This is a genomic window from Enterobacter sp. E12 (assembly GCF_014596715.2).
GTDB classification, from domain to species: Bacteria; Pseudomonadota; Gammaproteobacteria; order Enterobacterales; family Enterobacteriaceae; genus Enterobacter; species Enterobacter bugandensis.
Map to the genome: position 1 here is coordinate 126,181 of NZ_CP115601.1, position 13,667 is coordinate 139,847.

Sequence of the window (13,667 nt, forward strand, 5' to 3'; positions counted from 1 at the left end):
TCGCTGGCTGTATTTGCCAGAACGCACAGGTATACTCCTGTCCTGGTTTTTTTATCACTTAGTCGGGAGTAGTTACCCTCCATGCAAGAAATTATGCAATTCGTTAGCCGCCATCCGGTACTGAGCATCGCGTGGATTGGCCTGCTGGCTGCTGTGCTGTTCACCACATTTAAGAGCCTGACGTCTAAGATTAAGGTTATCACCCGTGGTGAAGCGACGCGTCTGATTAACAAAGAAGATGCCGTCGTTGTCGATCTGCGTCAGCGTGACGATTTCCGTAAAGGTCACATTGCCGGCGCAATCAACCTGTTGCCAGCTGAAATCAAAGCCAACAACGTTGGTGAGCTTGAGAAACACAAAGCCCAGCCCATTATCGTTGTGGATGCGACCGGTATGCAGGCGCAGGAATCTGCCAGCGCGCTTTACAAAGCGGGCTTCGAAAACGTAACGGTACTGAAAGAAGGGATTTCCGGCTGGAGCGGGGAAAATCTTCCTTTGGTTCGCGGTAAATAAGGAGTTCAGTCATGGCCCATATTGAGATCTACACCAAAGCGACGTGCCCGTTCTGCCACCGTGCGAAAGCGCTGCTGAACAGCAAAGGCGTCACGTTCCAGGAACTGCCGATTGACGGTGACGCGATTAAACGCGAAGAGATGATCCAACGTAGTGGTCGTACGACGGTTCCACAGATTTTTATTGATGCGCAGCACATTGGCGGCTGTGATGACTTGTATGCGCTCGACGCCCGTAGTGGACTCGATCCGCTGCTGAGCTAAGAGACGTTAGGACAATTAAAAAGGGTATTTCCATGTCAGAACAAAACAACACCGAAATGACTTTCCAGATCCAGCGTATCTACACCAAGGATGTCTCTTTCGAAGCGCCAAATGCGCCGCACGTTTTCCAGAAAGACTGGCAGCCAGAGGTTAAACTTGATCTGGATACCGCATCCACCCAGCTGGCGGATGACGTGTATGAAGTCGTACTGCGTGTGACCGTGACCGCCTCTCTGGGCGAAGAAACTGCATTCCTGTGCGAAGTACAGCAGGGCGGTATCTTCTCCATCGGCGGCATCGAAGGCAACCAGATGGCGCATTGCCTGGGTGCATACTGCCCGAACATCCTGTTCCCGTATGCCCGTGAATGCATCACCAGCCTGGTTTCTCGCGGTACATTCCCGCAACTGAACCTTGCGCCAGTGAACTTTGATGCGCTGTTCATGAACTATCTGCAGCAGCAGGCTGGCGAAGGTGCCGAACAACATCAGGATGCCTGATGAGCACTGTTAATGCGTCAATGACTGTGATCGGTGCCGGCTCATACGGCACCGCTCTTGCCATCACGCTGGCAAGAAATGGTCACGACGTGGTCCTGTGGGGCCACGATCCAAAACATATCGCCACGCTGCAGCGCGACCGTTGCAATGTGGCGTTTCTCCCGGACGTTCCGTTCCCTGACACCCTGCACCTGGAAAGCGATCTTGCAACCGCGCTGGCGGCCAGCCGCAACATTTTGATTGTGGTGCCAAGCCATGTCTTTGGCGACGTGCTGAATCAGATCAAGCCGCTGATGCGCCCGGATGCGCGTATCGTCTGGGCGACCAAAGGGCTGGAAGCGGAAACCGGACGTCTGCTGCAGGACGTTGCCCGCGAAGCGCTGGGGGATGAGATCCCGCTGGCGGTCATCTCCGGGCCGACCTTTGCCAAAGAGCTGGCTGCGGGCCTGCCGACGGCGATCTCGCTGGCATCCACCGATCAGGCCTTCTCCGACGATCTCCAGCAATTGCTGCACTGCGGCAAGAGCTTCCGCGTCTACAGCAACCCCGATTTTATCGGCGTGCAGTTGGGTGGCGCGGTGAAGAACGTGATTGCCATCGGGGCCGGGATGTCTGACGGTATTGGCTTTGGCGCCAACGCGCGTACGGCGTTGATTACCCGCGGCTTAACCGAGATGTCCCGTCTGGGCGAAGCGCTGGGTGCCGATCCGGCCACCTTTATGGGGATGGCGGGTCTGGGGGATCTGGTGCTGACCTGTACCGATAACCAGTCGCGTAACCGCCGCTTTGGCATGATGCTCGGACAGGGCAGCGATGTAAAAAGCGCGCAAGAGAAGATTGGACAGGTGGTGGAAGGCTACCGCAATACCAAAGAAGTCCGCGAATTGGCGCACCGGTTTGGTGTCGAAATGCCAATAACCGAGGAAATTTATCAGGTATTGTATTGCGGAAAAAATGCGCGCGAGGCAGCATTGACCCTATTAGGTCGTGCGCGCAAGGACGAGCGCAGCAGTAACTAGTCGGAACCGTTGTCACCTGAATGACCCAGCCAGCGCAGAACTGGCTGGTCATTAACTATCGTCTGGAGTTAGCAATGCCGTGTGAAGAACTGGATATCGTCTGGAATAATATTAAAGCCGAAGCCCGCGCTTTGGCCGACTGTGAGCCTATGCTGGCCAGTTTCTATCACGCGACGCTACTCAAGCACGAAAACCTCGGCAGCGCCCTGAGCTATATGCTCGCCAATAAGCTGGCTTCCTCCATTATGCCTGCTATCGCCATTCGTGAGGTAGTGGAAGAGGCCTACGCCGCCGACCCGGAAATGATCGCCTCTGCCGCCTGTGATATCCAGGCCGTGCGCACCCGTGACCCGGCGGTCGATAAATACTCCACGCCGCTGCTGTACCTGAAAGGCTTCCACGCGCTGCAGGCGTACCGCATTGGCCACTGGCTGTGGAATGAAGGCCGCCGCGCGCTGGCGATCTTCCTGCAAAACCAGGTTTCCGTGACGTTTCAGGTTGATATTCACCCGGCTGCAAAGATTGGCCGCGGGATCATGCTCGACCACGCCACCGGGATCGTTGTCGGGGAAACGGCGGTGATTGAAGACGACGTCTCGATCCTGCAGTCGGTTACCCTGGGCGGTACCGGGAAAACCAGCGGCGATCGCCACCCGAAAATTCGTGAAGGGGTGATGATTGGCGCAGGCGCCAAAATCCTCGGCAATATCGAAGTCGGGCGCGGCGCGAAGATTGGCGCGGGGTCGGTTGTGCTCCAGCCCGTGCCGCCGCACACCACCGCCGCTGGCGTACCGGCGCGCATCGTTGGTAAGCCAGACAGCGATAAGCCGTCGATGGATATGGATCAGCACTTCAACGGCATTCACCATACCTTCGAGTATGGTGACGGCATTTAACTTCTGAGAATGGCGCCCGGGTAACCCAACTGGCGCCAGGCTTCATACACCACCACCGACACCGCGTTCGACAGATTCATGCTGCGGCTGTCCGGCATCATCGGAATACGGATTTTCTGCTCAGCGGGCAGGGCATCCAGGATCGTGGCCGGTAGACCGCGGGTTTCCGGGCCAAACATCAGATAGTCACCCTCCTGATAGCTTACGGCGCTGTGCGCTGGCGTGCCTTTGGTGGTAAGGGCGAACATGCGCTGCGGCTTCTCTGCTTCCAGAAACGCGGCGTAATCGTGATGGCGAACCACGGCGGTAAATTCATGGTAATCCAGCCCCGCGCGGCGCAGGCGTTTGTCGTCCCACGTAAAGCCCATCGGCTCGATGATGTGCAGACGAAAACCGGTGTTGGCGCACAGGCGGATGATATTGCCGGTGTTCGGCGGAATTTCTGGTTCGAATAAAACGATGTTAAGCATGCTGCCCCCTTAATTGCGGGGGCAGAATAGCAGAAAAGAGAGGAACTACGCGACGCCGGGTTCCTGCGAGCGGCTGTACAGCATTTTGTAGACGGTTGCCGCCGCGGCCACCAGAGCGGGCACGCTGAGGATCATTAAAATACTGTCTGCCTGCCACTGCATGGAAAGAAGCTGGGCGCTGGTCATGGTTCCCGCCACGCCGCCAAAGCGGCCGATGCCCTGCATCCAGGCGATGCCCGTCGCGCGGCACTCGGTAGGGTAAAAGGTGGCCGCGAGGGTTTGCATGCCCGACTGCGCGCCGTTCATCGCGATCCCCATCAGGAAAATCAGCCCGCCAAACAGGGCGATATGGTTATGCTCAAGGCCAAGCAAAAGAATCAGGCCCATCGTCAGCACAAAACCACCTGCGACCACCTTGTGCGCTTCCCAGCGGTCCATCATCCAGCCCGCGAGCAGAATGCCTGCGGTGCCGCCAAAGGTAAACAGCGAGGTGAGCCAGGCGGATTCCGCCAGGGCATAACCCATCCCCTGCATCAGCGTCGGCATCCAGCTAAGCAGGACGTAGTAAATCACCAGCCCCATAAAATAAGTCACCCACAGCATCAGGGTGCCGGGTAGCCAGGGCATGGAAAACAGCTGCCCCACGCTTCCTTTTTTAGACGCGGCTTTCTCTTCCGCCAGGAAAAAGCCCGTAACGCTCTCCAGCGTGCTGCGGCTGAACCGGCTGGCAATGCGGCGAACCTGCGCGACGTCTTTCCCGCGCTGCACCAGAAACTTCACCGATTCCGGCAGCAGCAGCGCCAGCAGCACGGTTAAAATCAGCGGCGCAATCGCGCCGGTCAGCAGCACGCTTCGCCAACCGTGGTGGGGAATAAGCCAGGAAGAGATCGCCCCGCCGCCCGCTGCACCCAGAGGGAAGCCGCAGTACATGGTATTAATCGCCATGGCGCGGCAGCGCTGGGGGGCGAACTCTGAGATCAGCGTGATGGCGTTTGGCATGGCGGCGCCGAGCCCGAGACCCGTCAGAAAGCGCCAGAGCGTCAGGGTATTCAGGCTTTGCGCCCAGGCCGTACCCAGGCTCGCCAGGCCGAAGAACAGGCACGAGAAGACCAGCACGCGCTTGCGTCCCATCCGGTCCGATACCGGACCTGCAATAAGGGCTCCCAGCGACAGCCCCAGCAGCGCCGCACTCAGCACCGGCCCCAAATCCTGCTTATGGATCCCCCATTCTGCCGACAGCGTAGGCGCGATGTAGCCCATCGCTGCCGTATCAAAACCATCGATCGCCAGAACCAGAAAGCCCAGCACGATAAGAAGCCAGTGAAACCCTGAAAAAGGACTCTCGTCGATCACCTGCTGAATATCCACCTTACCTGAATAGGTCATACGCTCCCCTCCGATGTGATGTTGTTTTTGTGTTCTTGTATTTGCTTGTCTATACAATTGCGAACGGGAGGGATGTGTCAAATTTTCTTATCCAGAATGTTACGCAGGTGTTATTTTCGACAAAAAAAAGCGCCCGAGGGGGAAATCGGACGCATGGAAAAGGTGGGGTAACGGGAGAGGATCAGGCCGCGTCGCCATGTGACAGCGGAGCCAGCGCCGCCGGCAGTTTACTCAGCTCCTGAACCAGCGAATCCTTGCTGATTTCACTGATCGACTTCGCGCCGGTCAGGGTCATCGCCACCTTCATCTCTTTCTCGATCAGGTTCAGCAGGTTTGCCACACCTGCCTGACCGGCCGTCGCCAGGGCGTAAAGATATGCGCGTCCCAGCAGCACGCTGTCGGCACCCAGCGCAATCATGCGCACTACGTCCAGCCCGTTGCGGATCCCGCTGTCGGCCAGTATCGCGATATCCCCTTTTACCGCATCGGCAATGGCCGGCAGGGCGCGGGCGGAAGAGAGCACGCCGTCGAGCTGACGTCCGCCGTGGTTAGAGACCACAATCCCGTCTGCACCAAAGCGTACCGCATCGCGGGCATCTTCCGGGTCGAGGATCCCTTTGATCACCATCGGGCCGTCCCAGAATTCGCGGATCCACTCCAGGTCTTTCCACGAGATCGACGGATCGAAGTTGTTCGCCAGCCAGCCGATGTAATCCTCCAGCCCGGTCGGTTTGCCAAGGTAGGCCGAGATATTCCCCAGATCGTGCGGACGGCCGTTCAGACCCACATCCCACGCCCACTGCGGATGCGTAACCGCCTGCCAGTAGCGGCGCATCGCGGCGTTCGGGCCGCTCATGCCGGAGTGGGCATCACGGTAGCGCGCGCCGGGGGTCGGCATATCAACGGTAAAGACCAGCGTGGAGCAGCCCGCCGCTTTAGCGCGCTCCAGGGCGTTACGCATAAAGCCGCGATCGCGCAGGACGTACAGCTGGAACCACATCGGGCGCTTGATGGTCGGGGCGACCTCTTCAATCGGACAGACCGAGACGGTAGACAGGGTAAACGGAATGCCTTTAGCATCTGCCGCGGCGGCGGCCTGCACTTCGCCCCGGCGGGCATACATGCCGCATAAGCCGACAGGTGCGAGCGCGACGGGCATGGAGAGCGTTTCGTTAAACAGCTTCGTCTCAAGGCTCAGGTCAGACATATTCTTCAGCACGCGCTGGCGCAGGGCCACTTCTGACAGATCCTCCACGTTGCGGCGCAGGGTGTATTCGGCATACGCCCCACCGTCGATGTAGTGGAACAGGAACGGCGGCAAAATGCGCTGCGCCGCGGCGCGGTAGTCACTGGCTGCTGAAATAATCATGCTTTGTTCTCCCTGGAAATATCACTTTCGCCAGGCAGACGGGTAATACGCGCCTGTCGGGCCTGGTCTTCATCAAATCGTTTAATGGTGGTGTGCACGAAGCCGAGATGCGCCATCATCGCCTTGCGCGCGGTTTCGGCATCGCCGGCCAGAATGGCGTTGAGCACCGCCTCGTGCTGTTCGGTCAGCTGGGCAAAGACCGGCGGGACCAGATACATGCGCTGGCGGCTCTGCTTCACGGAGGATTGCAGCAGGTCGAAGAATCCGCGCATGGTCTGGAGCAGCACCACGTTGTGCGACGCCTCGGCGATTGCCAGATGGAAACGCACGTCCGCCTGGGAGGCGATGTCCGGGTCGCTGCTTTGCGTGGCTTCGAAGCAGGCTTTGAGCTTCTCTTTGTCGGCTTCGGTTGCCCGCATCGCTGCGTGCCATGCGGTACTGGTTTCGATGGCGTGACGCGCTTCAAGGATGTCGAAGCTGTAGTCCGGGTCGTTTTCCAGCAGCGTCTTCAGCGGCTGAACGATGTTTTGCTCGGACCAGTCATCATGCTGCCAGCGCACAAAGGTGCCGCCGCCGCGACGGCTCACCAGTACGCCTTCGCTGACCAGCGTCGCCAGCGCCTCGCGCAATGAGTTACGCGATACGCCAAGCCGGGCGGCAAGCTGGCGCTCGGCGGGCAATTTCATGCCCGCTTCCAGTTGTTGTTCTTCAATCAGCGCCCGCACGCGAGAGGCAATCTCGTCGGACAGGCGTCTGGGCATCACTATCATGGGATCATCCAGGTTAAGACATAGGCCTGCAGGGTGGTGATCACGCCCACCATGCAGGTGAATATCAGGCTGTGTTTAACGGTAAAGCGGAACAGGTCCGACTCTTTGCCTACCAGTCCCACCGCGGCACAGGCAATGGCGATGGACTGCGGGGAGATCATTTTGCCGGTCACGCCGCCGGTGGTGTTCGCGGCGACCAGCAGCACGTCCGACACGCCAATCTGCTGCGCAGCCGTCGCCTGCAGGGCGGCAAACAGGGCGTTAGACGAGGTATCTGAACCCGTCAGGAACACCCCCAGCCAGCCGAGGAACGGCGAGAAGAAGGTGAACGCGTGTCCGGTGTGGGCCAGCGCTAACGCCAGCGTCGACGACAGGCCGGAGTAGTTCGAGATAAACGCGAACGCCAGCACCATGCCGATGGAGTAGATCGGCAGCAACAGCTCTTTAATCGTTGCCGCAAAAGTCTGTACCGCGGCGGCAGGCTTCATGCGCAGCCACACCACGGAAAGGAGTGCCGCAAACAGGATGGCCGTACCGGTGGCGGAGAACCAGTCAAACTTAAACACTGCCGCATACGGGGTGGCGGCGTGCACGACCGGCGGCATACGGGCAACCATCTTGTCGAGGAACGGCACGGAGATGTTAATCACCATGTCGTACAGCGCGCCGCCCGGGGCGAACAGCGCCTTAAACGGCGGTATGCTCCACAGCGTCACGGTAGCGGTCAGGAACAGGAACGGCGACCAGGCGCGGACGATCTGTCCTGCGGTATAGCCGGTGCGGGCGAGGGTCTGATCTACGTGTGATGCGCCCATGTCGGCAAAGCGGAAGATACGCACCGGCTGCCAGCGTTTCAGGAACAGCGTCAGACAGACCAGCGACACCAGGGAAGAGATGATGTCCGGCAGTTCCGGGCCAAGGAAGTTTGAGCTGAGATACTGGGCAATCGCGAACGAACCGCCCGCCACCATCACCGCAGGCCAGGTCTCCTTCACGCCGCGCCAGCCGTCCATAATCGCCATGATCCAGAACAGCACGATAATGGTCAGGAACGGCAGCTGGCGGCCCACCATCTGGCCGATCTCAAAGCTGTCCAGACCGGTCACCTGGCCCGCGACCAGAATCGGAATCCCCATCGCGCCAAACGCCACCGGTGCGGTGTTCACAATCAGGCACAGGCCAGCGGCGTACAGCGGGTTAAAGCCCAACCCGACCAGCAGCGCGGCGGTGATCGCCACCGGTGCGCCGAATCCTGCCGCGCCTTCAAGGAACGCCCCGAAGGAGAAGCCGACAATCAGCATCTGCAGACGCTGGTCAGGGGTGATGGAGAGAATCGACGAACGAATGATGTCGAACTGCCCGGTCTTTACCGAGATTTTATAGACAAAGACCGCGGCGATGATGATCCACGCAATCGGCCACAGGCCGTAGAAGAAACCGTAGACGACGGAGGCCAGCGCGCGGTCGACCGGCATTTTGTAGAAGAACAGCGCCACCAGCAGGGCGATGGCGACGGTGTACGTCGCGGCAAGGTAGCCCTTCAGCTTGAGCTTAATCAGCGCAAAGAAGAAGAACAGGATCGGTAGCGATGCGATCAGGCTCGACAGCCAGATATTGCCGGCCGGGTCGTAGTTTTGTTGCCAGAGGCTCATGCAGGTCTCCTGGGGACCAGACAGCCTGTGCTGCGGGTGAGTCTCCGCTCAACTCTGCGTCACAAACTGTGTAAGAGTGGTCCTGCCAATATTGTGTTGTAGGGTTAATGACAATGAATGGTTAACCAGATGTTATGGAGTGGCAATGGTTTTGTGAGCGCAAATAATGGAATTGTGAACCGGGGGAGGATTGATTGCGCTATTGGTTGGACCAATTCACGCGAAGGGGAAAAGAACAGGCCGGGTAAGCGCAGCGCCACCCGGCATGAAATCAGAATGCGGTCTTACAAAAACCCGTCATCTCTTTGAGGCCCATTTCGCGGCCAAGCTCGGTCATCGGGTGCACCACCACCAGACCACGGACGCTTTTCTTCAGCTTGCCCATGTCAGCCTGCTCTTTTTTGGTGATCGCGCGGCGGTGCGGCATGTTCATCAGCTTCTGCGCTTCTTTGCTCAACTTCTGGCCTTTCACTTCGCGCAGGCGCTCAATCTCCGCTTCCAGCTTCACGGACTCTTTTTCCAGTTCGGCATATTTCTCGGCGGAATCAACCAGAGACAGGCCAGCCATCTGGTGACGGATCAGATCCAGACGGTCGCTCAGGCGTTTAATTTCGTTCTTTTCGACTTCTTTCATGACAATTGACTCTAAATCGGGGGAATTACAGGGAAGGATACACCAATGTGAACGGGCTTACTTCTGAAACGCTTTTTTTAAGCTGATTTTAGAAATCAGCTCAGTCAGGGAGAGGACCATAGTGGAACGGACAACCTGTTGATAACGCAGCTTTTGCATAGCGTACAGCTCAGGGTCGCTGTTATCAAAATGAGGAGCAGGGGGCAGGGCGGCCACGCAGTGCAACTCGCCGAAGGGCCCCAGGATCTCATCATCGGTAAAAGTGTACTCATTACCGTCATGATTGAGCTCTTCGCGCAGCGCCATTAACAGTTCAGCGTCTTCATACTCCTGGCGGTTGAGCACGCCAAGACCATAAATCAGCTTCAGACGCACCGACAGATCGCCCAGCGGTCCGTCTCCGTCCAGTAACGGTTCTACAGCGTACTTTACCGCGTAGTCGTCTTTGCGAAACACCTGAAGCACCAGAATGTTCACCGCCTCGGTTAACAGCTCGACGGCGGCAATCAGGAAACTTCGTACGGTTTTGCCAGCATTCAGACGCTCAAGCACACGATTTTCAAAGGCCTGGGTTTGTTCCATTATTGCCTGCATATCTGACAATCTGTTATTCGGGCGCAGGCTTACCTGCGCCGGATTCTGAATCATTTGGTTGCGTTGTATGCGTTAACCGCCTCCGCAACCACGTCGCTGCTGGCGTCCAGACCGGAAATCTGCGCCAGCGCAGCCTGCGCGCCTTTGTCATCAATCAGCTGAGCCAGCTCAATCGCCTGCGGGTCCTGCTCGCTGCGGTAGTGCATCGCGGCAGCAATTCCTTTCACCAGGTTGGCGTGCGGCAGACCGTATTCCAGCGTGCCCAGCAGCGGCTTAATCAGGCGGTCGCCCGCGCTCAGCTTACGCAGAGGCTGACGGCCCACGCGCTCAACGTCATCTTTCAGATACGGGTTTTCAAAACGACCGAGGATTTTCTGGATGTATGCTGCGTGTTTATCAGCATCAAAACCGTAGCGTTTGATCAGCACCGCGCCGCTCTCTTCCATTGCCCCTTTCACCACCGCGCGGATCTGCTCATCGAGGATCGCGTCGCGAATGGTCTGATGACCGGCCAACTTTCCGAGGTACGCGGTTATAGCATGCCCGGTGTTCAGCGTGAAGAGTTTGCGTTCGACAAATGCCATCAGGTTATCAGTGAGTTCCATTCCCGGAATGGTCGGCAGCGCGCCCTTGAACTGAGTTTTATCGACGATCCACTCGCTGAAGGTTTCAACAGTGACTTCCAGCGGATCGTTGGTGGCGGATTCGGACGGCGGAACGATACGGTCTACAGCGGAATCCACAAACCCGACGTGCGCTTCAACCCAGGCTTTATCTTCCTCAGCCACGGCCGCCATAACGTGACCTTTCAGCTGCGTGGTGCCGCGCACCATGTTTTCACAGGCGATGATGTTCAGCGGTGTTTCAATGCCCTGTGCTTTACGCTTCTTCAGGCCTTTCGCGACCGCAGGAGCAATACGTTCAAGCACCACCGGACCCACGGCGGTGGTCACCAGATCAACGCTGGCGATCAGGTCAATCACGTCGTCGCCGATGCTGCTGACCGCGTTGACGCCAGAGACGGTTTCAACCTGTTCGTTTTCACCCACCACATGAACCTGATAGCTATGACGGGCATTCAGGGCATCCAGAACCACCTGATTCACATCGGCGAATGTCAGGGTAATGCCCGCGTCTGCCAGCAGTTTACCGATAAAGCCACGACCGATATTACCTGCGCCAAAATGTAATGCTTTCATAGTGTTAACCTTCATCAATGTTTTTACCCGAGAGGGCTGGGGTGAGGAACGTTTCCCCCTCACCCTAGCCCTCTCCCCGAAGGGGAGAGGGAAGAGGCGCTGCTATTTGTTGAGCAGGGCCAGAACTTCTTCAACGCTTTCAGTTTGTGCCAGGCGCTCGATGACGGACTCATCATCCAGCGCGTTGGTCAGGCTGGTAATCACCTGAATATGCTCGTTGTTGCGAGCGGCGATACCAATCACCAGACGGGCGATGTCGTCCTCTTCTTCACCGAAGCGCACGCCGTCAGGATACTGACAGAACACCACGCCGGTTTTCAGCACGCGGTCTTTCGCTTCAACCGTACCGTGCGGAACCGCGATGGATTCACCCAGGTAGGTTGGCGTCAGTTTTTCACGTTCCAGCATCGCGTCAACGTATTCTGGCTGAACGTAGCCGCCCTTCACCAGCTGTTCACCGGCAAAGCGAATCGCCTCTTCTTTGGTGCTCGCGGTACGGCCGAGGAAGATGTTCTCCGCGCCCAGCTTAAACAGGTGAGCGTTGCTCTCGTCAAAGCTGTCCTGCAGGCTGGTGCGCACTTTCACTTCGTTGTCTTCGTGGCGCTGCGCGGCAACCAGACGTTCGGTCAGGCTGGTGTACAGGCCGCTGTCCAGGAAGTTGGTCAGCGAGATGTGCTGTGCCTGCGGTACCTGACGCATAGCGCGCTCGGTCAGATCGCGGTGCGTGATGACCAGGTCAACGTCCGGCGGCAGGTTGTTAATCGCGCTGTTGGTTACGGAGATGTTGGTCAGGCCCGCATCCTGCACTTTCTTACGCAGCACGCCGGCACCCATTGCGCTGGAACCCATACCGGCGTCGCAGGCAACGATGATTTTACGCACGTGGCTCAGGTCGTTAGAAACATCGCCAGCCGCCAGTGGGGTCGCACCTTTGGATTCGGCTTTCATGTCGTGCATACGACGGGTTGCCGCTTCGATATCGTCGTCTTCTTTCACCTTGCTGGTTTTCAGCAGGATAGAAGAGACCACGAAGGAGACCGCCATCGCCGCACAGATCGCCGCGATGTTCGCGAAGTACGCGCCTTTCGGCGTCATCGCCAGCACCGCCAGGATAGAGCCTGGAGAAGCAGGGGAGACCAGACCGCCGCCCAGCACGCTCAGGGTGAACACACCAGTCATACCGCCGAGGATAACGGCCAGGATCAGACGTGGGTTCATCAGCACGTACGGGAAGTAAATTTCGTGGATACCGCCCAGGAAGTGGATGATAGCCGCGCCGCCAGCAGACTGCTTCGCGCTGCCGCGACCAAAGAACATGTACGCCAGCAGAACGCCCATACCCGGACCCGGGTTCGCTTCAATCAGGAAGAAGATGGACTTGCCGAGATCGTGAGACTGCTGAATACCCAGCGGCGAGAAGATACCGTGGTTAATGGCGTTGTTCAGGAACAGGATTTTCGCCGGTTCAACGAAGATAGACGCCAGCGGCAGCATGTCGTGCGCCACCATGAAGTTAACGCCCGCCGCCAGCAGTTTGGACAGCACTTCAACAGCCGGACCAATGCCGAGGAACGCCAGAATCGCGAGGATCATCCCGATGATGCCCGCAGAGAAGTTGTTCACCAGCATTTCGAAGCCGGACTTGATCTTGCCATCAACCCAGACGTCGAATTTCTTAATCGCCCAGCCGCCCAGAGGACCGGCAATCATCGCACCGAGGAACATCGGCATATCCGCACCGACGATCACGCCCATGGTTGTGATGGCACCCACGACGCCACCACGGTCACCGCCCACCAGACGACCACCGGTATAACCGATGAGCAGCGGCAGGAGATAGGTAATCATTGGGCCAACAAGTTTCGCCAGCGTTTCGTTAGGCAACCACCCTGTCGGAATGAACAATGCGGTGATAATACCCCACGCGATAAACGCGCCGATATTTGGCATCACCATGTTGCTGAGGAAACGACCAAAGCTTTGAACTTTGATCTTGAAATCGGATGACATAAAACACCCCTTCTTCTGTTTACGCTTAGGCTTGCGGCCCGAGGTTTATTGTTAATGAGGCGGCAGAGGTAGCCGGACCCTGTTCTGATGCTGTGAAATCTGGCACTGAATCGTTCAACTGTCCAGATAGCGGAATTTTGTGTGATGTATGTCACGTAAATGTAGGGGGTATGGCGTTGAATGAAGTGATCTGAGTCACAAAACAGGTGAGTGAAAAAAATACGATGGCGAAAAATAGAGCAAAAACCACCTCTTTATGTGATTGATATCACATTTTGTTTTTGCGGGTTTGTTTCTGGATTGTGACTGGTTTCACAAAATATTTTTATGCGGATTTCTCCGACTGCGATCGGCGTCAGGACGGCCTCGAGTAACACGGAAAGCTAATAAAA

Annotated in this window: 14 protein-coding genes; 5 read left to right on the forward strand and 9 right to left on the reverse strand. The window is 57.5% G+C overall.

What is annotated here, in order from left to right; translation table 11 throughout:
* Window positions 1–81: 81 nt before the first annotated feature.
* From IB212_RS00645 to cysE, 5 genes are all read left to right on the forward strand, one after another.
* Complete coding sequence (locus IB212_RS00645; protein WP_014882007.1) at window positions 82–513, forward strand: rhodanese-like domain-containing protein; 432 nt, start codon at window positions 82–84, stop codon at window positions 511–513.
* 11 nt (window positions 514–524) lie between these two features.
* Complete coding sequence (gene grxC / locus IB212_RS00650) at window positions 525–776, forward strand: glutaredoxin 3 (RefSeq protein ID WP_188245828.1); 252 nt, start codon at window positions 525–527, stop codon at window positions 774–776.
* 32 nt (window positions 777–808) lie between these two features.
* Window positions 809–1,276 carry a protein-export chaperone SecB gene (secB, locus tag IB212_RS00655; RefSeq protein WP_003860835.1) on the forward strand — a complete coding sequence of 156 codons (468 nt, stop codon included), beginning with the start codon at window positions 809–811 and terminating at the stop codon, window positions 1,274–1,276.
* A complete protein-coding gene (gpsA, locus tag IB212_RS00660; RefSeq protein ID WP_045630251.1) occupies window positions 1,276–2,295 on the forward strand; it encodes an NAD(P)H-dependent glycerol-3-phosphate dehydrogenase in 1,020 nt (339 codons plus the stop codon). The genes secB and gpsA overlap by 1 nt, the downstream gene beginning before the upstream one ends.
* A 74-nt stretch (window positions 2,296–2,369) precedes the next feature.
* Window positions 2,370–3,191, forward strand: a complete 822-nt coding sequence (gene cysE / locus IB212_RS00665) for a serine O-acetyltransferase (RefSeq protein ID WP_008502718.1) — start codon at window positions 2,370–2,372, stop codon at window positions 3,189–3,191.
* Here the strand turns inward: cysE and trmL are convergent.
* The 9 genes from trmL to IB212_RS00710 all read right to left on the reverse strand — a co-directional run bounded on the left by trmL (window position 3,188) and on the right by IB212_RS00710 (window position 13,275).
* The gene (gene trmL / locus IB212_RS00670) at window positions 3,188–3,661 is read right to left on the reverse strand and encodes a tRNA (uridine(34)/cytosine(34)/5-carboxymethylaminomethyluridine(34)-2'-O)-methyltransferase TrmL (protein WP_028015039.1); all 474 of its coding nucleotides are present in this window, start codon (window positions 3,659–3,661) and stop codon (window positions 3,188–3,190) included. The genes cysE and trmL overlap by 4 nt on opposite strands.
* Before the next feature lie 45 nt (window positions 3,662–3,706).
* Window positions 3,707–5,047: an aromatic acid/H+ symport family MFS transporter gene (locus IB212_RS00675; protein WP_028015040.1), complete on the reverse strand. Its 1,341-nt coding sequence runs from the start codon at window positions 5,045–5,047 to the stop codon at window positions 3,707–3,709.
* A 181-nt stretch (window positions 5,048–5,228) separates the two neighbouring features.
* A complete protein-coding gene (lldD, locus tag IB212_RS00680; RefSeq protein WP_041911648.1) occupies window positions 5,229–6,416 on the reverse strand; it encodes a quinone-dependent L-lactate dehydrogenase in 1,188 nt (395 codons plus the stop codon).
* Window positions 6,413–7,186 (reverse strand): transcriptional regulator LldR, encoded by a 774-nt coding sequence (gene lldR / locus IB212_RS00685; protein ID WP_041911647.1) that lies wholly within the window; start codon window positions 7,184–7,186, stop codon window positions 6,413–6,415. Before lldR ends, lldD begins: the two co-directional genes overlap by 4 nt.
* A complete protein-coding gene (gene lldP, locus IB212_RS00690) occupies window positions 7,183–8,838 on the reverse strand; it encodes an L-lactate permease (protein ID WP_041911646.1) in 1,656 nt (551 codons plus the stop codon). The genes lldR and lldP overlap by 4 nt, the downstream gene beginning before the upstream one ends.
* A gap of 271 nt (window positions 8,839–9,109) precedes the next feature.
* Entirely contained in the window at window positions 9,110–9,472 is a 363-nt protein-coding gene (locus IB212_RS00695) for a YibL family ribosome-associated protein (protein ID WP_015572767.1), read from the reverse strand.
* A 57-nt stretch (window positions 9,473–9,529) separates the two neighbouring features.
* Window positions 9,530–10,120 (reverse strand): mannitol operon repressor MtlR, encoded by a 591-nt coding sequence (gene mtlR, locus IB212_RS00700; RefSeq protein WP_041911645.1) that lies wholly within the window; start codon window positions 10,118–10,120, stop codon window positions 9,530–9,532.
* Entirely contained in the window at window positions 10,117–11,265 is a 1,149-nt protein-coding gene (gene mtlD / locus IB212_RS00705; protein ID WP_045630257.1) for a mannitol-1-phosphate 5-dehydrogenase, read from the reverse strand. Before mtlD ends, mtlR begins: the two co-directional genes overlap by 4 nt.
* Window positions 11,266–11,367: 102 nt before the next feature.
* A complete protein-coding gene (locus tag IB212_RS00710; RefSeq protein ID WP_028015047.1) occupies window positions 11,368–13,275 on the reverse strand; it encodes a PTS mannitol transporter subunit IICBA in 1,908 nt (635 codons plus the stop codon).
* Window positions 13,276–13,667: the final 392 nt, after the last annotated feature.